The organism is Paraburkholderia sp. J69-1 (genome assembly GCF_905220255.1).
Classification (GTDB): Bacteria; Pseudomonadota; Gammaproteobacteria; order Burkholderiales; family Burkholderiaceae; genus Paraburkholderia.
The window spans coordinates 134,123-152,628 of the sequence record NZ_CAJMZG010000011.1; the positions used below are offsets into that span (position 1 = coordinate 134,123).

Annotated in this window: 20 protein-coding genes and 1 tRNA gene; 11 read left to right on the forward strand and 10 right to left on the reverse strand. The window is 64.8% G+C overall.

The genetic code is table 11. The features are described 5' to 3' along the window. Positions 1–121 precede the first annotated feature (121 nt). The 3 genes from rlmB (at position 122) to rpiA (ending at position 2,612) form a co-directional block, all read left to right on the forward strand. Positions 122–862: a 23S rRNA (guanosine(2251)-2'-O)-methyltransferase RlmB gene (gene rlmB, locus U5A67_RS21415; RefSeq protein WP_205983871.1), complete on the forward strand. Its 741-nt coding sequence runs from the start codon at positions 122–124 to the stop codon at positions 860–862. Between the two features lie 20 nt (positions 863–882). Then, complete coding sequence (locus tag U5A67_RS21420; protein WP_321815793.1) at positions 883–1,773, forward strand: N-acetylmuramoyl-L-alanine amidase; 891 nt, start codon at positions 883–885, stop codon at positions 1,771–1,773. Between the two features lie 143 nt (positions 1,774–1,916). Beyond that, positions 1,917–2,612, forward strand: coding sequence for a ribose-5-phosphate isomerase RpiA (rpiA, locus tag U5A67_RS21425; RefSeq protein ID WP_205983873.1), 696 nt, complete (start codon positions 1,917–1,919; stop codon positions 2,610–2,612). Positions 2,613–2,899: 287 nt separating this feature from the next. Here rpiA and U5A67_RS21430 read toward each other — a convergent pair whose 3' ends face one another. Continuing rightward, positions 2,900–3,634 (reverse strand): Crp/Fnr family transcriptional regulator, encoded by a 735-nt coding sequence (locus U5A67_RS21430; protein WP_205983874.1) that lies wholly within the window; start codon positions 3,632–3,634, stop codon positions 2,900–2,902. A 919-nt stretch (positions 3,635–4,553) separates the two neighbouring features. On the opposite strand from U5A67_RS21430, the gene U5A67_RS21435 reads away from it, so the two are divergent. From U5A67_RS21435 to U5A67_RS21445, 3 genes are all read left to right on the forward strand, one after another. Next, positions 4,554–6,131 (forward strand): mannose-1-phosphate guanylyltransferase/mannose-6-phosphate isomerase, encoded by a 1,578-nt coding sequence (locus U5A67_RS21435; protein WP_321815794.1) that lies wholly within the window; start codon positions 4,554–4,556, stop codon positions 6,129–6,131. A 368-nt stretch (positions 6,132–6,499) separates the two neighbouring features. Continuing rightward, entirely contained in the window at positions 6,500–7,216 is a 717-nt protein-coding gene (locus U5A67_RS21440) for a FadR/GntR family transcriptional regulator (RefSeq protein WP_205983876.1), read from the forward strand. A gap of 176 nt (positions 7,217–7,392) precedes the next feature. Next, entirely contained in the window at positions 7,393–8,379 is a 987-nt protein-coding gene (locus tag U5A67_RS21445) for a Gfo/Idh/MocA family oxidoreductase (RefSeq protein ID WP_321815795.1), read from the forward strand. A gap of 49 nt (positions 8,380–8,428) precedes the next feature. Here U5A67_RS21445 and U5A67_RS21450 read toward each other — a convergent pair whose 3' ends face one another. The 7 genes from U5A67_RS21450 to U5A67_RS21480 all read right to left on the reverse strand — a co-directional run bounded on the left by U5A67_RS21450 (position 8,429) and on the right by U5A67_RS21480 (position 13,926). Continuing rightward, positions 8,429–9,088, reverse strand: coding sequence for an amino acid ABC transporter permease (locus tag U5A67_RS21450; RefSeq protein WP_205983878.1), 660 nt, complete (start codon positions 9,086–9,088; stop codon positions 8,429–8,431). A gap of 145 nt (positions 9,089–9,233) precedes the next feature. Further along, on the reverse strand, positions 9,234–10,031 hold the full coding sequence (locus U5A67_RS21455) for a transporter substrate-binding domain-containing protein (protein WP_321815796.1): 798 nt from the start codon (positions 10,029–10,031) through the stop codon (positions 9,234–9,236). Between the two features lie 108 nt (positions 10,032–10,139). Next, positions 10,140–11,174, reverse strand: coding sequence for a quinone-dependent dihydroorotate dehydrogenase (locus U5A67_RS21460; protein WP_205983880.1), 1,035 nt, complete (start codon positions 11,172–11,174; stop codon positions 10,140–10,142). Positions 11,175–11,319: 145 nt separating this feature from the next. After that, entirely contained in the window at positions 11,320–12,084 is a 765-nt protein-coding gene (locus U5A67_RS21465) for an arginyltransferase (protein WP_321815797.1), read from the reverse strand. Positions 12,085–12,304: 220 nt separating this feature from the next. After that, a complete protein-coding gene (aat, locus tag U5A67_RS21470) occupies positions 12,305–13,075 on the reverse strand; it encodes a leucyl/phenylalanyl-tRNA--protein transferase (RefSeq protein ID WP_205983882.1) in 771 nt (256 codons plus the stop codon). Positions 13,076–13,087: 12 nt separating this feature from the next. Further along, a complete protein-coding gene (locus tag U5A67_RS21475) occupies positions 13,088–13,633 on the reverse strand; it encodes an NUDIX hydrolase (RefSeq protein WP_205983883.1) in 546 nt (181 codons plus the stop codon). Between the two features lie 216 nt (positions 13,634–13,849). Continuing rightward, a tRNA-Met gene (locus U5A67_RS21480) sits at positions 13,850–13,926 on the reverse strand. A 243-nt stretch (positions 13,927–14,169) separates the two neighbouring features. On the opposite strand from U5A67_RS21480, the gene U5A67_RS21485 reads away from it, so the two are divergent. Further along, on the forward strand, positions 14,170–14,667 hold the full coding sequence (locus U5A67_RS21485) for a heme-degrading domain-containing protein (protein WP_321815798.1): 498 nt from the start codon (positions 14,170–14,172) through the stop codon (positions 14,665–14,667). Between the two features lie 4 nt (positions 14,668–14,671). Then, positions 14,672–15,010: a DMT family transporter gene (locus tag U5A67_RS21490; RefSeq protein ID WP_205983885.1), complete on the forward strand. Its 339-nt coding sequence runs from the start codon at positions 14,672–14,674 to the stop codon at positions 15,008–15,010. A 29-nt stretch (positions 15,011–15,039) separates the two neighbouring features. Here U5A67_RS21490 and U5A67_RS21495 read toward each other — a convergent pair whose 3' ends face one another. Continuing rightward, positions 15,040–15,240, reverse strand: coding sequence for a hypothetical protein (locus U5A67_RS21495; protein ID WP_321815799.1), 201 nt, complete (start codon positions 15,238–15,240; stop codon positions 15,040–15,042). Positions 15,241–15,519: 279 nt separating this feature from the next. Between U5A67_RS21495 and U5A67_RS21500 the strand changes: the two genes are divergently transcribed. The 3 genes from U5A67_RS21500 to U5A67_RS21510 all read left to right on the forward strand — a co-directional run bounded on the left by U5A67_RS21500 (position 15,520) and on the right by U5A67_RS21510 (position 17,762). Next, positions 15,520–15,804: a DUF1488 domain-containing protein gene (locus U5A67_RS21500; protein ID WP_205983887.1), complete on the forward strand. Its 285-nt coding sequence runs from the start codon at positions 15,520–15,522 to the stop codon at positions 15,802–15,804. 36 nt (positions 15,805–15,840) lie between these two features. Continuing rightward, positions 15,841–16,485: a TetR/AcrR family transcriptional regulator gene (locus U5A67_RS21505; protein ID WP_321815800.1), complete on the forward strand. Its 645-nt coding sequence runs from the start codon at positions 15,841–15,843 to the stop codon at positions 16,483–16,485. Positions 16,486–16,598: 113 nt separating this feature from the next. Next, positions 16,599–17,762, forward strand: coding sequence for an enoyl-CoA hydratase/isomerase family protein (locus tag U5A67_RS21510; RefSeq protein ID WP_321815801.1), 1,164 nt, complete (start codon positions 16,599–16,601; stop codon positions 17,760–17,762). 78 nt (positions 17,763–17,840) lie between these two features. On the opposite strand, the gene U5A67_RS21515 is transcribed toward U5A67_RS21510, so the two are convergent. Continuing rightward, on the reverse strand, positions 17,841–18,266 hold the full coding sequence (locus tag U5A67_RS21515; RefSeq protein WP_205983890.1) for a hypothetical protein: 426 nt from the start codon (positions 18,264–18,266) through the stop codon (positions 17,841–17,843). Positions 18,267–18,506: the final 240 nt, after the last annotated feature.

The following is an 18,506-nucleotide window of genomic DNA, read 5'->3' on the forward strand; positions in this document are numbered from 1 at the left end:
ATCAACGAGCGTGCGTGCGCCGTGACCCGGTGCGCGGAATCATCCGGCGCATCGGCGCAATATCACTCGTTCGCGGCGCTTTGATGCGCCGCGAACCGTTTATCAGGGGTTGTATCCAGTCATGTCACGTCTCAAGGTTCTTTACGGGTTTCATGCGGTGACCGCACGTATGCGGCACGACGCGTCCACGGTCGAAGATGTCTATTACGATCCGACGCGGCGCGATCGCCGTATGCAGGACTTCCTGCACACCGCGAAAGAAGCGGGCGTGCGCATCATCGCCGCCGACGAAACGCGTCTCTGGGGTCTCGCGCACACCGAGCGCCATCAGGGCGTGGTCGCGCGCGTGCACGACATGGCGCTCGCGCAGAATCTGGCCGAGCTGCTCGACGGCATCCAGGGCTCGCCGCTCCTGCTGGTGCTCGACGGCGTGACCGATCCGCATAACCTCGGCGCCTGTCTGCGCGTGGCCGATGCGGCCGGCGCACATGCCGTGATAGCGCCGCGCGATCGCGCCGTGGGCCTGAACGCAACCGCCGCCAAGGTGGCGAGCGGCGCCGCCGACACGGTGCCGTACATCACCGTGACGAACCTGGCGCGCGCGCTGCGCGAGCTCAAGGACGCGGGCGTGTGGATCGTCGGCACGGCGGGCGATGCGCCTGCGGGCCTGTACCAGACCAAGCTCGACGGTCCGGTGGCACTCGTGATGGGCGCCGAAGGCGAAGGCATGCGCCGTCTCACGCGCGAAACCTGCGACGAAGTCATGCAGATTCCGATGGCCGGCACGGTCGAAAGCCTGAACGTTTCTGTCGCGTCGGGCGTGTGCCTGTTCGAGGCGGTGCGTCAGCGCGCAGCACGCTGATCGACCTTGATCGACGCAGTATGACGACCTTGCTTCACGCGGGACGGGGGGCGCTGGCCGCCGCTGCGGCCGCGCTCGCGCTCGCCGCGTGCGCGCCCGTGACGATGACCGACCGCGGCGCCTACGTCGCGGACTCGCAATATCACGCGCGCAGTGCCGATTCGCGCATCCGCTTCCTCGTGTTGCATTACACGGAAGGCGACGAGCCGACCTCGCTCGAGGAACTCACGCGTGAAAACGTGAGCGCCCATTACCTCGTGCCCGAGCATCCACCGCTGCGCGACGGCAAGCCCGTCGTGCTGCAACTGGTGCCCGAGTCGCAGCGTGCCTGGCACGCGGGCGTGAGCGAGTGGCAGGGCACGACGGAGCTGAATGCCGCGTCGATCGGCATCGAAAACGTCAACTCGGGTCCGCACGATACGCCGCAAGGCCGCACGTGGGCGCCCTGGCCGGCCGATCAGGTGGCGGCGATCATCGCGCTGTCGAAGGACATCGTTGCGCGTTATCACATCCCACCCACGCGCGTGGTGGGGCATAGCGACATCGCGCCGCAGCGCAAGATCGATCCGGGCGCGGCGTTTCCGTGGAAGCAGCTTTACGATGCAGGCGTGGGCGCCTGGCCCGACGACGCCACGGTGAAAGCCGATCTCGCCGGCCGCGCGCCCGATGCGCCCGCCGATGTGCGCGCGTTGCAGACGAAGCTCGCGCGCTACGGCTACGACGTGACCACCGACGGCGTGCTCGACGAACCCACGCGCCGTGTGTTCGCGGCGTTCCAGATGCACTTCCGGCCGCGCGACTACTCCGGCACGCCGGACGCGCAAACCGATGCAATCGCCCAGGCGCTGCTCGACAAATACGTCGATCGCACCGCGCCCGTGGTGCCAGGCGCGACCGAAACGGCGCCCTGAATTGCCCGGAGCGTGTTCGCGGCATCCGCCGGAACCGCTTCCAGCCGGGATATGACCGAAAACGCATCGCTTGCCGGCGGGCGGCGCCCGCAACTCCGGTAAACTAGGCGTTTTCCGGTTTTCTCTCTCGGGCAGCACCCATCATGACTCAAGACGAACTCAAGAAGCTGGTTGGCCAGGCCGCGGCCGACTATGTCAACGCGAACGTGCCGGAAGGCTCGATCATCGGCGTCGGCACCGGCTCGACCGCGAACTGCTTTATCGACGCGCTGGCCGCGAACAAGAGCCGCTATCGCGGTGCGGTGTCCAGCTCGGTTGCCACCACGGCACGCCTCGAAGCGCACGGCTTCAAGATTTTCGACCTCAACGAAATCGAATCGCTGCCCGTCTACGTCGACGGCGCCGATGAAATCGACGCTTCGGGCGCGATGATCAAGGGCGGCGGCGGGGCGCTCACGCGCGAGAAGATCGTGGCGTCGGTGTCGGAAGTGTTCGTCTGTATCGCCGATGCCAGCAAGCGCGTCGAGGTGATGGGCCAGTTTCCGCTGCCGATCGAAGTCGTGCCGATGGCGCGCACGGCCATTGGCCGCCGCGTGACGGCGTTGGGCGGCGTGCCGGTGCTGCGCGTGCAGAAGGACGGCTCGCCGTTCATCACCGACAACGGCAACGAGATTCTCGACGTGAAGGGCCTGCGCATCAGCGATCCGCGTACGCTGGAAGCGCACGTCAATGCCTGGCCGGGCGTCGTGACCGTGGGCCTGTTCGCAGCGCGCGGCGCGGACTTCTGCCTGCTCGGCGGCGAAAACGGCGTCGAGCGTATCGACTACCGCAAGGCCTGATGCACTGAATTCGCGGACGGCGGCGTGATGCACACGTGTTGCACATGACGCCGTCCGCGTTGTTTTGCGGGTCGTAAATGGCGGCACGTCAATCGCAGCAGGTCATGCGCGCACATCGATATGGATTCCTGACTAAAAATCATTCCACATCGAGCGCCTGAAGCGAAGAAAAGGCAAAGCGCGCCGGAGCCGGAACGCTTTGCAAAATCAAACACACACACACGAGAAACGGGGCGCAGGGTTCGCCGGGCAACTTCGTCCGGCGGCCCTGGCCGGGCCTCCGCGTCTTATTCCACCGTTTCGGCCTGACGCAGGCGCGGCAGCAGGCGGTCGAACTCGCGGCGCACGAGGCCGTAGCACTCGCAGGCGCGGGCTTCGAGGCCTTCGCGGTCGAGCACGCGGATACGTCCGCGGCTATGGTGGATCAAACCTTCGTCGTGCAGCTTGCCGGCTGCTTCCGTGATGCCTTCGCGGCGCACGCCGAGCATATCGGCGATGAGCTGCTGCGTGACCGTGAGGTCGTTCGAAGCCACGCGGTCCACTTCGATCAGCAGCCAGCGGCACAGCTGCTTGCTCAGCGAGTGGTGACGGTTGCAGGCGGCGGTTTGCGCGACCTGGGTGAGCAGTGCGTGCATGTACAGCAGCATCAGGCGGCGCAGAAAGTCCGAGCGCGCGAACTGCTGCTTGAGGCTTTGTGCGCTCATCCGGTAGGCGAAGCCCGCGCACTGCACCTGCACGCGGTTCGGCATGGTTTCGCCGCCCGTCAGGACGGGCACGCCCGTCATGCCTTCGCGGCCCACAGCGGCGATTTCCACGGAACTGCCGTCTTCCATCGTCGAAAGCATCGAGATGATGGCCGTGGTCGGAAAGTAGACGTGATGAATGCGCTGGCCGGAATCGCAGAGGAGTTGTTCGGTGCGCAGATTGACGAGTTCGAGATGCGGTGCGAGAGCTTGCCACTCATGCGAGGGCAGTGCGCCGAGCAAATGGTTGCCGTGCAGATCCGATTGAAGGGTCAACATGATTTGGTCCTCGTGTGAAGGCGCTTGCGCTGCCTTCCGTCTTTTCATTCCGGTCGCCGAATCGCTTGTTGTTTGCCGCTTCCCGTAGCGGCTGTTCGTTCGTCGTGCCGGCCCCATAGTCCCGAGTGCGTCCGCCGTATTTGTTTGCGTCACGCTGTGTGGCGCTTCTCTCTAAGCAGGGTATGTGCCAGAGACCCGCAAACCGCGCCGCTATGCGGTTTCGCGGACGTTACGATCCGAACGCTTCCGGGCATTCCCGGTTTTTTGTTTCATATCTGTACGACGCCTGCGCGGGCCGCGCCAATGGACTGAGCAATTTGTATTGACGTAAGTTGTTGATTTTTATGGTGTTAACGGGGCTTCGGGACGGCCTTTCGAAAATGACTCCAGACTGAAACATGCTGCGCGACACGTCGCCACGGCGGGGTCAGGGTGGGCATGAGTGCGTTCGGTTTTGAATCACCGCTGCTGCGCTGCGGCTGGCGTGCCGGGAAACGTTCGCCTGTGAAACATGCCCGCGTTACGGCACGTCACGTTACGTGTGCGCTGCCGCACATAACGCGGCGGGCTTTGCTGCCGGCGCAGGCCAGCGACGCGCGACAGCGGTCCGCTTCAAGGTGTTGTCCGCGCAACGAATCGGCACCCCGGTGTTTTCCCGACGCACGACGCATGACCCCAGCGTAGCGAAGCGCACGGGCGCGTCGCCGTGCGGCAGCGCTCGGTCAGTGTGGGTATGCGAACAGAATCGTCTTGCTGCCTTTGCTCCAATGGAGTCCGAAAACGAGGGAACGCGCGTGCGCATGCTGTTGCCAGGCTGGCCCAGGCAACAGCAGGCAAACCCAGGCGAAGTCCGGACGAAGCCGACCGACCAGCCTGCACGCCCAGCCCAGGACCAGACATTCGGACGGGGAGCTCGAACATGAACCAGGCAGTCACTCCGGCGGGTTTGATCGCCGCAGCCAATGAACCCGAAGTCGCGCTTGTCGTGCAGCCGGTGGTGCTCGCCGGCGGCTCGGGCACGCGGCTTTGGCCTCTGTCGCGCGAGCATTGTCCGAAACAGTTGATCGATCTGCTCGACGGCGAGTCGCTCCTTGCAGCAACCGTGCGCCGTCTCGACGGGCTGTATGCGCAAGGCGGCGAACACGCCGGCGCGTCGGTGCGCAAGGCCGCGCCGCTCGTCGTCAGCAGCGAGGAACTGCGCCATATGACCGCCGACCGGCTCGGCCGTCTTGGCCAGTCTTCGCGCATCGTGTTCGAGCCGGTCGCGCGCAATACCGCACCGGCGCTCACCGTGGCCGCGCTCGCGGCGCAGGCTGCCCATTCGGCGGATGCCGCGCAGACCGACAGCGACCCGATCCTCATCGCCATGCCCGCCGATCATCTGATCGCCGATCGTGCCGCATTCGCGGCCGCGCTCGAAGACGCCGTGCGCTATGCGTCGCGCGGCGCCATCGTCACGCTGGGCGTGCCGCCGCAGCGCGCGGAAACCGGTTACGGCTATATCGGCGCAGGTGCGACGCTCGGAGCCAGCGGCGCGCGCACGATCGAGCGTTTCGTCGAAAAGCCGAATGCCGACGTCGCCGCGCGCTATGTCGCTTCGGGCGATTACTGGTGGAACAGCGGCATTTTCGTCGTGCGCGCCTCGGTGTGGCTCGCGGCCATCGCGCTGTGCCGGCCCGCCATCGCCATGTACTGCGCGCAGGCATTCGAACTCGCGCGCGTCGATGCGGATGGCGCCGTGCATCTCGACGCCGCGTCGCTCGCAGCCTGCCCGTCGGATTCGATCGACTACGCCGTGATGGAATCGATCGGCGCCGAAGCGCGTCTTGCCGGCGTGGTCGTGCCGCTGGTCGCGGGCTGGTCGGATGTGGGCGCGTGGGACGCCGTCTGGCAGGTCTCGGACAAGGACGCGAGCGGCAACGTCGCGCGCGGCCGCGTGCTGTTCGAGGACTCGACCGAAAGCTTCGCGCATTCGGACGGGCGCCTCGTGGCATGCGTGGGCGTGCACAACGTCGTGGTGGTGGAAACGGCCGACGCGGTGCTGGTTGCCGCCAAGGATCGCGTGCAGGACGTCAAGGCGATCGTCGGCAAGCTCAAGGCGCAGCGCGGCGAAGAAGCGCAACACCATCGGCGCGTGGAACGTCCGTGGGGTTGCTACGACTCGGTCGATCGCGGCGAGCGCTTTCAGGTCAAGCGCATCGTGGTGAAGCCAGGCGGCGTGCTGTCGCTGCAGATGCATCACCATCGCGCCGAACACTGGATCGTCGTGCGCGGCACCGCGCGCGTCACGCGTGGCGAAGACGTGTTCCTGCTGTCGGAAAACGAATCGACCTTCATTCCGCTGGGCGTGAAGCATCGGCTCGAAAATCCGGGCAAGACGCCGCTCGAAATCATCGAAGTGCAATCGGGCGGGTATCTGGGCGAAGACGACATCGTGCGCTTCGACGATCAGTACGGACGCGTCCCGCAAAACGCAGATTCGACGACGCCGCGTTGACAGGACCGGTCAGCGAGGCGTCGCTGCATATGCACATGATTGCATATGCACATAAAAGGACGATCAGGATTGCGATGGAAGCATCGTGGAAACAGCGCGGAAACATGGCTAATAAGCGTTTGCTTCATACAAATCACTTACGAAAAGACAACGAATAACTTCATAAGACGAAATTCGGGAAACCGAAGGGCCGAGAGACGAAGAACTTGTACAGGCTGGGCATTTGTCACGCGAAATTTGCGTCAGGAGATATCCTGGCTTACGTTTTATGCAATTAGCATGGCAACGTACGGATGAGTTCGACGAAGCACGAGGGCCCACGCAGTAACCGGCAAACAGGGCGATTAACGCCATCGGGGGGAGGGGTCATGGAACTGGGGAACAACAAGGAACGCTCACTCGTGAGCAAGGTCATGGATGGCCTGATTTCGGGCATCGTCGAAGAGCGTTATGGCGCGATCCTGCCTCCGCAGGACGTGTTGTCGAAGGAGTTCGACGTGAGCCGCACGGTCATGCGCGAAGCGCTGTCCATGCTGCTCGCGCGCCATATGCTGGACGTGCGGCCCAAGATCGGCACACGCATCAGGCCGATGCGCGACTGGCGCATGATCGACGAAGACGTCGTCAGCTGGCGCTTTCGCGCGAAGCCGGACAAAACCTTTCTGCGCGACGTGATCGAATTTCGCACGCTGATCGAACCGGCGGCCTGTGCGCTGGCGGCGGAACGCGCGGGCGCGGCGGATATCGCCGGCATCCGCGATGCGTTCGATGCGCTGCGTCAGACGAGTCCGGGCGACACCGGCTGCCAGGCGGCCGACGCGCTGCTGCACACGCGGATCCTCGCGGCGAGCGGCAATCAGTTCTATCAGCAGATGGCGGCGATCATTCGCGGCGCGCTCACGATCGTCAATCCGATCCTGAGCCAGCGTGCGGATGGCTGGAGCAACGTGGTCGACGCGCATGGACGGATCGTCGAGGCGATCGAGCGGCGCTCGCCGACCGATGCCCAGGCGGCCGCCGCGGCGATGATCGCCTACACCGCCGACGAACTGAACCGCGCGTTCGCACCGGAAACGACCGAGTAAAGCGGCGCGTCGTCAGGCGCGAACGTCTGCCAACGTTGCGCGCGGCGCACGCACGCGCCGGAGCCGCTCGCCACGCGCGCCTTTGACCGCGCGCGTGTTACGTTTGTATCGACGTTTGCCATCGTGCGCGCCAGCCAGTATCGTGCGTCTCTTGCGTTCAAGGAGAGGCGAGAGACATGGTCGATATCGACGCCAGTAAAACGATTCGTTGGGGCATCGTGGGCGCGGGCCGCATCGCGCGGCGTTTCGCGCAAGGTGTGGCGCACGTCGAAGGCGCGCAGGTGAGTGCGGTCTGGTCGCGCCGCCCGGCGCCCGCCGAGGCGCTGGCGCAGGAATTCAACGCGAGCGCCTGTGCGAGCTTCGAAGCGCTGCTCGCCAGCGGCGTCGACGCCGTCTATATCGCGACGATGCAGGACAGCCACGCGCATTACGCGTGCGCGGCGCTGCAGGCGGGCTTGCCGGTGCTCTGCGAGAAACCCGCGACCGTCAACGCCGCGCAACTCGAAAGCGTGCTGCAGGCCGCGCGCGACGCGAAACGCCTCTTCATGGAGGCGATGAAACCGCCGTTCTATCCGCTCTATCGCGCCTTGCGCGCGCATCTGCAGGCCGATCCCATCGGCCCGGTCGGGCTCGTGCGCGCGGGCTGTTCGGTGGCGAACGTGCCGGCCGATCACCCGTCGTTTTCATTCGCGCACGCGGGCGGAGCGCTGCTCGATATCGGCGTCTACGAGATGTTTCTGGCGGTGGACTGGCTAGGCGCGCCGCGCGAGGTGCAGACCTTCGGGCGGCTGGGCGCAACCGGTGTGGACACGTTTGCAAGCCTCAATTGCCAGCACGAGCACGGCATCGCGCAACTGTTCTGCGGGCTCGATCTGCATGGCTTTGGCGATGCGCTGCTGGCGGGGCCGCTCGGCAACGTAACGATCCACGCGAACTGGTGGAATCCGGCGCGCGCGACCATTCGTTACGTCGATGGCCGCACGGTGGAACTGGACGAGCCGTTCGAAGGCGGCGGCCTCAACTACGAGACCGCGCACTTCTGCGAACTGCTGCGCGCGGGCGCGCTGGAAAGTCCGGTGATGCCGCACGATACGTCGCGGCGCATGATCGCGATGGCCGATGCCGCGCGCGCGGCGCTCGGCTTGCGTTTCGACTGCGAGTGAATCGGAGGCAGGCGCGGCGGAGGTCAACACCGCCGCGCCGATTCAACACTCAATGACGCGCGGGCAGCGCGAGACGCTTTTCATACCAGTGCTGGACCCATTCGAGGATCTGGCACAGCACCCAGTAGATCGCCGCCGCCGCGAGATAAAGCGGCAAGGGCTGATAGGTCGACGCGATGATTTCCTGCGCGCTGCGCAGCAGCTCCGTCACCGTGATGACCGAGACCAGCGACGTGTCCTTGATCAGGCTGATGAGGCTGTTCGACAGGCTCGGCACGGCAATGCGCAGCGCCTGCGGCGCGATCACGTAGCGCAGCGTCTGACGCCGCGAGAGCCCGAGACTGTAAGCCGCAAGCCACTGGCCGCGGTGAATGCCGAGAATCGCGCCGCGCATGCTTTCGGACAGATACGCCGCGACGTTGGCCGACAGCGCGATCACGCCGGCAGGCGTCGGATCGAGCGAGATGCCGACGCTCGGCAGGCCGTAATAGATCACGAAGATCTGCACCAGCAGCGGCGTGCCGCGCATGAGGCTCACGTAGACGCGCGCGATGAACACGAACACGCGGTTCGAGCTGATGCCCATGAGGGCGAGCACCGCGCCGCCGATGAGCCCGAAGATCATCGACAGGACAGCGAACTTGACCGTAAGCACCGCGCCCTGCGCGAGCACCGGCAGCGACTGGATGATGAGCGTGGAGATGGGCATGAGGAACGCGGGAATAAAGGCTTGGCGCCTGGCCTGGAAAAACCGCGGGGCGCGCATTCTGCTTGACTGCTGATGGCAGAATGCGCGCCCCGCGCCTGTCATGTCACGCGGCCGCCCAGGCGAGCGCGCGGCGTGAACATGCGCATTACTTCGTGACCGGCTTCGTCACGTCGATACCGAACCACTTGTCCGAGATCTTCGTGAAGGTGCCGTCGGCTTCGAGCTGGGCCATCGCATCGCCGATCGCCTTGGCGAACTTCGGATTGCCCTTCTTGAACGGAATGCCCGACGGATTGCCGTCGCCGACCAGCGCGCCTGCGCGCAGCGGCAGCTGCGAGTTCTTCATCAGGTAGGCGAGCATCAGGCGGTCGTTGAGCGCCGCGTCCAGACGGCCGGCGGCCAGATCGCGCAGATATTCGGGCGCGCCCGGGTAGGTCTTCACGTCGATACCCGGCACGGCCTTGGCCATATCCATGTAGTTGGTGCCGAGCGCCACGCCGAGCTTCTTGCCCTTGAGGTCGTCGAGCGACTTGAACTGGCGCGTGTCGTCCTTGCGCTCGATGAGCTGCGCGGCCGAGTACGTGTAAGCCGGCGAGAAGTCGAGCACGGCCTTGCGCTGATCGGTGATGCCCACCTGGTTGGCGATCACGTCGAACTTGCCAGCCTGCAGACCCGCGATGATGCCGCTCCATTCGGTCGTGACGAATTCCGGCTTCACGCCGAGCTTCGCGGCGACGGCCTTGGCGATATCGACATCGAAGCCGACCAGATCGCCGTTGGGCGCCTTCGAGTTGAACGGCGGGAAGGTGCCTTCGAGACCGATGCGCAGCGTGCCGCGCGCCTTGACCTGGTCGAGCAGGTCTTCAGCGTGGGCGCTTCCCGCCACGAACGACGTGCCCACCAGCGCGAGCGCGAAGAGCTTCTTGAGCAAGGCGAATTTCATTGTTGTCCTCTTGTTTTGCTGCGATGTTGCTGCTGTTTTGCGGCATGGCGTCGTGCGGCGCGAACCGTGCGAGGTTCGATGCGCCGCACATGGCCTGAAACTATAGCCTCAGGCGCGGCCCGAGGCCAGCGCCCGCGCGCACTCGGCGACCAGCGCCGGACCGCGGTAGATGAAGCCGGTATAGACCTGCACGAGCGCCGCGCCCGCGGCGATCTTCGCGCGCGCGTCTTCGCCCGAGAAAATCCCGCCCACGCCGATGATCGGCACCTGATCGCCCAGTTCGGCGCGCAGCTTGCGGATCACTTCGTTCGACGCGTCGAATACCGGACGGCCCGACAGACCGCCGGTTTCGTTCGCGTTCGGCAGACCTTCGACGGCCGCGCGCGAGAGCGTCGTATTGGTGGCGATCACGCCTTCGATCTTGTGGCGCAGCAGCGTATCGGCGATTTCCTTGACCTGTTCGTCGTCGAGGTCCGGCGCGATCTTGAGCGCGAGCGGCACGAGCTTGCCGTGCATATCGGCCAGACGCTGCTGCTTGTCCTTGAGCGCGGCGAGCAGGGCGTCGAGTTCGCCGCCGCCTTGCAGCTGGCGCAGATTCTTGGTGTTCGGCGACGAAATATTGATCGTCACGTAGCTCGCGAACGGATAGACGCGCTCGAGGCAGAAGAGATAGTCGTCGGCGGCGCGCTCGATCGGCGTATCGGCGTTCTTGCCGATGTTCAGGCCGAGAATGCCGCGATAACGCGCGGCCTGCACGTTCTTCACGAACTGTTCGACGCCGTGGTTATTGAAACCCATCCGGTTGATGATGCCGCCCGCCTGCGGCAGACGGAAAATGCGCGGACGCGGATTGCCCGGCTGCGGACGCGGCGTGACCGTGCCCACCTCGATAAAACCGAAGCCCAGCGCGGCAAATCCGTCGATGGCGGCGCCTTCCTTGTCGAGGCCTGCGGCGAGGCCAACCGGATTGCGGAAGGTCAGGCCCATGACGGTGCGCGGCGAATCGGGCACGCGCGAAGCGAGCAGCCCGGCCATGCCGGTGCGGCCCGCCGCGCCGATCATGCGCAGGGAAAGGTGGTGGGCGTCTTCGGCGTCCATGCGAAAGAGCTGGTCGCGGACGAACGGATAAAGGGTGCTGAACACGGGAGGTAGGCGCGGGCGCCGAAAAATGAGAACCCGCTATTTTAGCGACAAAGGCGAGGCGGCTGGCGCGCGGGCTGGAATCCGTCGCACACGACGTCGCGTGCGCAGGCGACGCGCCTGGCGTCCGACGGCCGTGAATGGGCGCTCAGGCGAGCGGATCGAGTGCGTGCCAGACGCCGTCGAACAGGCCTTCGAGCGGCTGAAAACGCGCCTTGTAGGCCATTTTCGGGCTTTCGCGAATCCAGTAGCCCAGATACACATAAGGCAGTTGCAGGCTGCGCGCCTGTTCGATCTGCCAGAGGATGTTGTAGGTGCCGTAGCTCGCGTGCGGCGTATCGGGCTCGAAGAAGGTGTAGACCGAGGACAGCCCGTCGCCGAGGATGTCGATCATGCTGACCATGCGCAGAATGCCCGGCGCGTCAGGATGCTGCGGATCGGGCTCGCGAAACTCCACGAGACGCGAGTTGATCCGGCTTTGCAGCAGAAACTGTTCGTACTGGTCGCGGCTGTCGCGATCCATGCCGCCGCCCGCGTGGCGCGCCGACTGATAGCGCATGTAGAGCGCGTAATGCGCTTCGTCGTAATGCAGCGGCGCGACCGTGGCGACCAGTTCGCCGTGATGTTTCCAGGTGCGGCGCTGCGTGCGATTGGGCGTGTAGTGATCGACCGGCACGCGTACCGGCACGCAGGCGCGGCAACCATCGCAATAGGGGCGATAAGTGAACACGCCCGAGCGGCGAAAGCCGGCCTTGACGAGATCGGTATAGACGTCGGAATTGATCAGGTGGCTGGGCGTGGCCACCTGCGAGCGCGCGATGCGCCCCTCCAGATAACTGCAGGGGTAGGGCGCCGTTGCATAGAATTGCAGCGCGGAAAGCGGTGAAAGCGGCAGCTCGTTTGGATGAGTCACGTTGGCAGCTCTCGAAGCAGATCGGAACGTCGCGCGTCTCGGATCAACGCCTGGACTGGCGCAAAAAGCGACGTGTTACGACTGCATACTAACATCGACGCCAGTTTCGCATCTATCGAATTACGCGGCGTGGCGCACGTGTGGGCGCGATTGGCGGAGATTTCGGCGTGCTGAATGCGGCCGTTCGGAGCGATATCGGGATGAACGCGCGGGCGCAGTTTCAGACCGTCGGCAGGGCGGGATTTGCTGCGTGCCCGTGACCCTGCCCGAGCCAGTCGGCCAGCACGGTCTTGTCGAATGGCCAGCCGATCGCGGGCGCGACCACATTCGCCCGCACATGCGCGATAAACGCCTTGCGCGTGATTTCGCGCCCGCCCAGCGACGCCAGATGCGCGGTGTTCTGCTGACAGTCGATCATGGCGACGCCGTTGCGGCGCAGATGCGCGACCAGCGCGGAAAGCGCGATCTTCGAAGCATCCGTCACCGAGGCGAACATCGATTCGCCGAAGAACATCGTGCCGAGCGATACGCCATACAGGCCACCCACGCGCTGGCCTTCGAACCAGGTTTCGATGCTGTGCGCGTCGCCGATGCGGTGCAGGCTGGAATAGGCGTCGATCACATCCGCGGTGATCCAGGTGCCGCGCTGGCCGCGGCGCGGCGCATTGGCGCAGGCGCGCATGACGCTGGCGAAGTCGTGATCGACGCGAATTTCCCACGCCGGGTCGCGCAGCACGCGCTTGAAGGTTTTCTTCAGCGACGGCGAGACCTTGAATTCGTCGGGGCGCAGGACCATACGCGGGTCGGGGCTCCACCAGAGCACGGGCTGGCCGTCCGAATACCACGGAAAAATACCGTGCCGATAAGCGTCGATCAGGCGCGAAGGCAGCAGATCGGCGCTGGCGGCGAGCAGGCCCGGCGCGCCGCTCGACGCGCCCAGAGCGCGTTCAACCGGCGGAAACGGGTCGTCGGGCGAGAGCCAGGGCACCATCGCCGGAGCGGCTCAGCCGTCGCGCAGCGGGCGCAGGACGTCGCCGGTGTGCAGGCCGTAGCTGCCCGACTGGCGATCGGCGAAGAAAAAGCGCAGGGTCTGGCCGACCGTGGGAAACGCAATCTCGTCCCACGGAATTTCATGTTCCTCGAACAGGCGCACTTCCAGGCTTTCCTCGCCGGCTTCGATATCGAGATCGAGCAGGCGCGCGAGATAGAAGAGATGCACCTGATGCACGCGCGGCACGTTCAGCAGCGAGAACAGGCTTTGCACCTCCACGCGCGCGCCGGCTTCTTCCAGCGTTTCGCGCGAGGCGGCTTCCGAGGTGGTTTCGCCCATTTCCATGAAACCCGCGGGCAGCGTCCAGTAGCCGTAGCGCGGCTCGATCGCGCGGCGGCACAGCAGCACCTTGTCTTCCCAGACCGGCACCGTGCCGACCACGTTACGCGGATTCTGATAGTGAATGGTGCCGCAGTGCGCGCAGACGTAGCGTTCGCGGTTGTCACCGGGCGGCACGAGCAGGCTGACCGCCTGACCGCAAGTCGAGCAGAATTTCATGGGCACGATAGGGGGATGGGTGTTGCGAGTGTATCACCGCGGCGCGTCATGACGGGAGCTTGACCCGGAGCGCCTGCATAAGCGGATCGGCATGAAGGCCGAGTGCCGCTATCGACGTTGCGTCGATGATGTGTCGATCTTTTTTGGCGGCGGAAAACAAAAAAGGGTTACACGCCGATGCGTTGTAACCCTTGATTGCTTCTGACAGAACAGCTTTGGTTGCGGGGGTAGGATTTGAACCTACGACCTTCGGGTTATGAGCCCGACGAGCTGCCAGACTGCTCCACCCCGCGTCCGTCAGAGAAAAGAATTATAGGGTAGATCCTGGGATCGTGCAACAGCTATTTGACGAAAGTTTTTCGGACGGCTTGCAGAAGGATGATCGGAAGCTATCGGCGAGCTTGTCGGTGGCGGTGTCAGGCGCTGACAGAACTGACAGAAGAGCGGCGGAAGGAGGACAGAAGTGCGACAAACGCCAGGCTAGAATCGGGGCCGAAGTGTTTTCCACCCTCGCATTCCCAAGACTGACGGTAGATATGGATATCGCCCACGACCTGCAAACCATCGCCGCACAAGAGCACGCCCTCGTTTTCCCCCGTTTCGATGCCGATCGCGCCTGGCAACTCGGCGCTTTCCTGCGCGAGCTGGCCGTGGCGCGTTCGCACGCGGTTGCCATCGACGTGCGGACGTTCGGCCTGCCGCTGTTCTTCTGCGCGCTGCCCGGCGCCTCGCCCGACAACGTTTCGTGGGTGCAGCGCAAGTCGCGCGTGGTCGAGCACTTTCGCCGCAGTTCCTACGCGGTCGGTCTGCGTCTGCAGCAGTCCGGCACGACGCTCGCCGATAAACACGGTCTGCCGGCCACGGATTACGCCACGCACGGCGGCGCGTTTCCGCTGATCGTCGAGAACGTCGGCGTGATTGGTTCGGTGACGGTGTCGGGCCTGCCGCAGCGCCTCGATCACGAACTCGTCGTCGAGGCGCTGTGCGCGCATCTGGGCGCCGACTACAGCCAGCTCGCGCTCGCCAAGGCCTGACGCGATGCGCTCCTCACCCTGGCTCATCCTTGCCATTGCCATCGTCGCCGAAGTGATCGCCACTTCCGCGCTGCGGGCTTCGAATGGCTTTTCGCGGCTCGTGCCGTCGGCGATCGTCATCGCCGGTTACGGTGTGTCGTTCTATTGCCTCTCGCTCACGCTCAAGACGCTGCCGGTGGGGATCGTCTATGCGGTGTGGTCGGGCGTGGGCATCGTGCTGATCACGCTCGTCGCGATCGTGCTCTACAAGCAGATTCCCGATCTGCCCGCGATGCTCGGCCTCGGGCTGATCGTGGCCGGCGTGCTGGTGCTCAATCTGTTTTCGAAGATGCAGGCGCACTGACGCTCATCGAGCACCGCCGGGCGCTGCGCTCAACGGCCGGGCGGCACGATGCGGATACCGCAACCCGCGACGGCTTCGCGGCTGCGCTCGCCTTCGAGCGTGGCCGCGTCTTCCCAGAGACTGATCGCGCGCGCCACGTCGATGTCGTGCTCCTGGGCGTAGCGGAACCAGCGATTCGCGGCCTGCGGCTCGGGAATTTCGCGCTCGGCTTCGTAGTATCGACTGGACATGAGGGCGTCCATTGCGAGTCGTCGTGCTTGCAGAAGTGAAAGGGGCGGGCGGTGCGGCGAACGTCTTTCGGGCCGCAGTCGCAGTGTGGCAGATTCGCCCTGCATGCCGATGCAAAATGCACAACTTCAGGTCAGGCACGCAGCGCTGCGCGTAACATGGAGCGCGGTCCGACCGAGCGCGGCTTGACCGCGACCCAACCGTGACCCGGCGCGACAAGACGCGACAAGACGCGACGATTCGCGCGTTTTCCTCAGCTGATTTTCCCCGCGGGGCTGGATATGGATATCCGTTTTCCTTCCGAAGCGCCGTCCTGGCACGACTCCAATCTGACCGTGGTGTTTCCCGCGCTGGTCGATGGCGCGCGCGTGCCGTGCGCGATTTCCGTCGAAGCGCTCGAGGACCATTTCGGCGCGATACCCGAAGGCCGCGAGGCGTGGATGCAGGCCTTCGATGCGGGCCGCCCGCGTATCGAAGCGGTCGCGCGCGCGCATCTCGAACTGAGCAACGGCACGCCGGTGCTGCTCAAGAGCGGCCATTTCCCGCCTGGCCATCTTTTGTCCTGATTTTCGACGTTCATCGACCCTAAGCGATCGCGTTCCGTGAGTACCACCGAACCGAAAGACACGCGTGCCGCCGCGCTGCGCGCGCGCATCCTCGACGCCGCGCGCCGTATCGTGCTGCGCGAAGGCATCGACGCGCTCTCGATGCGCAAGATCGCTAGCGCGATCGGCTATTCGCCCGCGTCGCTTTATCTGCATTTCGAAGGCCGCGACGCCATCGCCCGCGCGCTGGGTCATGAAGGTTTTACGCAATTGCTTGCGAGCCTGCAGCCTTGCACGGAAATCGCCGAGCCGCGCGTGCGGCTTCACGCGCTCGCGCATGCGTATGTGACGTTCGGCTTTGCGCATCCCGATACGTATCGCATGATGTTTTTTCTGCCAGGCGAGCCGGTGATCGCCCGGGTGCAGGAAGAGGGCGCGCCGGACAACCTGCCATCTCACGCCGATGTCGCTGCGATCGAGGCGCTATTCGTCGATGCACTCGCGCCCGTTTGCGCCGATCCCACGTGGCTTTCCCGCGCGCTGTGGGCGTTGCTGCATGGCTTCGTGGCGTTTTCGTTTCCCGGCCCCGCGAGCGTTCCAGAGTCGGCGAGCCTGCCAGCGATCGACGCTGCACTCGACGCCTGGCTTGCCGGTTACGTCCGCCCGCGCGCACCGCAAAACACGCCTGCCGATACGACGTGATAGCCTCGCGATGAACATCGAATCACGCCGGGAATTGTGCTGAAAATCACGCCGATTCACGCGTATTGGATTCGCATCTTTTCATCGCGCTTTCATCACGTCGATCGATTGCCATGTCACAGGAAGCCAACGACTCTTCATCTTCCGCCGATGCCGCGCAGCACGTGCTTGCGCATGTGACGAACCGCATCGGCTTTATCGAACTCGCCCGGCCGCAGGCGCTCAATGCGCTGTCGACCGCCATGGTGCGCGCGATGCAGGCTGCGCTCGACGCCTGGCGCGATGACCCCGAAGTGCTCGCCGTGATCGTGCATACGCAGCTTGCGCGCGCGTTCTGCGCGGGCGGCGATATCCGCTTTCTTTACGAGTCGTATCGCGCCGGCGAGCAGGCCGCGATCGATACTTTCTTTATCGATGAATATCGGCTCAATCACACGATATTTAGTTATCCGAAGCCTTATATCGCGTTGCTGAACGGTGTGGTGATGGGCGGCGGCATGGGTATTTCGCAGGGCGCGCATCGCACGGGCGGGCTGCGTGTGGTCGACAGCAGCACACGCATGGCGATGCCGGAAACGCGCATCGGTCTCTTTCCCGATGTTGGCATGGGCTGGTTTCTCGCGCGCACGCCCGGCGCGCTCGGGCGTTATCTGGCGGTGACGGGCGACACCATCGACGCCGATAGCGCGCTCTACACCGGTCTCGCCGATGTCTTGATCGACGCGGGTGCGCGGCCCGCCTTGCTCGATGCGCTGCAGACCGAGCCGTTCATGTCGGGCGAGGATGTGGTCAAGCGGATTCGCCATGCGGCCGGATCTGACGCGGCTGCGCGCGCTACCGCTGCAGAGAACGGTTGCGCGCTGGCGGCCTCGCGCAGCTGGATCGACCGGCATTTTTCGCGGCCTTCGGTGCCCGATATTCTGGCGTCGCTCGAATCCGCGCAGCGCGAAGCGGGCGGCCCGCAAAGCGAATGGGCCGAGCAGACCGTGGGCGTCTTGCGCGAGCGTTCGCCATTATCGATGGCGGTATCGCTGGAAGTGGTCTCGCGCGCCGAAGGATCGATGGCCGATGTGCTGCGCCGCGATCTCGATCTGACGCGTTCGAGCTTTACGCAAGGCGATGTGGTGGAAGGGATTCGCGCGCGCCTGATCGACAAGGACAATCATCCGCACTGGCGCTTCGCGCGTATCGAGGAGGTGCCGCAGGCCGACGTGGAAGCGATGTTCAAAAGCCCGTGGAGTGTGACGGAGCATCCGTTGCGGACGCTGCCGGGCTGACATCGAAAGTGATGGAGAAGCGTGGAAGAGAAGCGTGATAGCGCGCGGCGCAGGACGCACCGCGCGTGGTGCAGCCGGTCAGTCTTCGTCGGTTTCGCTCATGAATGCGCGCATGAACACCAGCGCGCCCCAGCCCCACACGGCATTCGAGGCGAAACCCATCGCCAGGCGCGGCAGCATATTGCCGCTCGGCCAGATGCCGCGCAGCGGATCGATCACGAAAACCATCGCCGCCGTGAGGACGATGCCGCCGAACACGAACGCCTGCACCCAGGGCGCGGGCCGCGACGGCGAAATGCGCAGCAGCCAGGTCATCGGGATGGCCCACAGGGCGCTCCAGATGGCGTTGACCAGAAACTCGGGCAGACCGAGCGGCGCGAACGGATCGGTGGAGAAACCGGCGACGTCGATCACCTGTGCGGCGTGCAGCAGTGCAAGCGTCGCTTCGCGAAAGAATAGCGAGGCCAGAAAGCCGGATACGAACGGCAAAATGATTTTTTGCATGAGAGCGGGCGAGAGTTGCGCGGCGCGGCGCGCGTGTGCCCATGAAGAGGCGGCGAGCGGCTGGCCGGATGTTGTGTCGGTATGCGCGCCATTATATCGGCGCGCTGCGTCCGCGATGCACCCCCGTATGCTAAAGCGTCGCGTAAAGCACGAAAGTGGAAAACCTAAGCTAAAAAAAATCGTTCAAAAGGCTTAGGGCGATCCCTAGACTGGTTCCCCATGCAAGCGGTGTCGTGCTTT

Coding starts and splice junctions, on each gene's coding strand:
- rlmB (WP_205983871.1), top strand. CDS start 122: ATGTCACGTCTCAAGGTTCTTTACGGGTTTCATGCGGTGACCGCACGT.
- U5A67_RS21420 (WP_321815793.1), top strand. CDS start 883: ATGACGACCTTGCTTCACGCGGGACGGGGGGCGCTGGCCGCCGCTGCG.
- rpiA (WP_205983873.1), top strand. CDS start 1,917: ATGACTCAAGACGAACTCAAGAAGCTGGTTGGCCAGGCCGCGGCCGAC.
- U5A67_RS21430 (WP_205983874.1), bottom strand. CDS start 3,634: ATGTTGACCCTTCAATCGGATCTGCACGGCAACCATTTGCTCGGCGCA.
- U5A67_RS21435 (WP_321815794.1), top strand. CDS start 4,554: ATGAACCAGGCAGTCACTCCGGCGGGTTTGATCGCCGCAGCCAATGAA.
- U5A67_RS21440 (WP_205983876.1), top strand. CDS start 6,500: ATGGAACTGGGGAACAACAAGGAACGCTCACTCGTGAGCAAGGTCATG.
- U5A67_RS21445 (WP_321815795.1), top strand. CDS start 7,393: ATGGTCGATATCGACGCCAGTAAAACGATTCGTTGGGGCATCGTGGGC.
- U5A67_RS21450 (WP_205983878.1), bottom strand. CDS start 9,088: ATGCCCATCTCCACGCTCATCATCCAGTCGCTGCCGGTGCTCGCGCAG.
- U5A67_RS21455 (WP_321815796.1), bottom strand. CDS start 10,031: ATGAAATTCGCCTTGCTCAAGAAGCTCTTCGCGCTCGCGCTGGTGGGC.
- aat (WP_205983882.1), bottom strand. CDS start 13,075: ATGGTGCCCTGGCTCTCGCCCGACGACCCGTTTCCGCCGGTTGAACGC.
- U5A67_RS21475 (WP_205983883.1), bottom strand. CDS start 13,633: ATGAAATTCTGCTCGACTTGCGGTCAGGCGGTCAGCCTGCTCGTGCCG.
- U5A67_RS21485 (WP_321815798.1), top strand. CDS start 14,170: ATGGATATCGCCCACGACCTGCAAACCATCGCCGCACAAGAGCACGCC.
- U5A67_RS21490 (WP_205983885.1), top strand. CDS start 14,672: ATGCGCTCCTCACCCTGGCTCATCCTTGCCATTGCCATCGTCGCCGAA.
- U5A67_RS21495 (WP_321815799.1), bottom strand. CDS start 15,240: ATGTCCAGTCGATACTACGAAGCCGAGCGCGAAATTCCCGAGCCGCAG.
- U5A67_RS21500 (WP_205983887.1), top strand. CDS start 15,520: ATGGATATCCGTTTTCCTTCCGAAGCGCCGTCCTGGCACGACTCCAAT.
- U5A67_RS21510 (WP_321815801.1), top strand. CDS start 16,599: ATGTCACAGGAAGCCAACGACTCTTCATCTTCCGCCGATGCCGCGCAG.
- U5A67_RS21515 (WP_205983890.1), bottom strand. CDS start 18,266: ATGCAAAAAATCATTTTGCCGTTCGTATCCGGCTTTCTGGCCTCGCTA.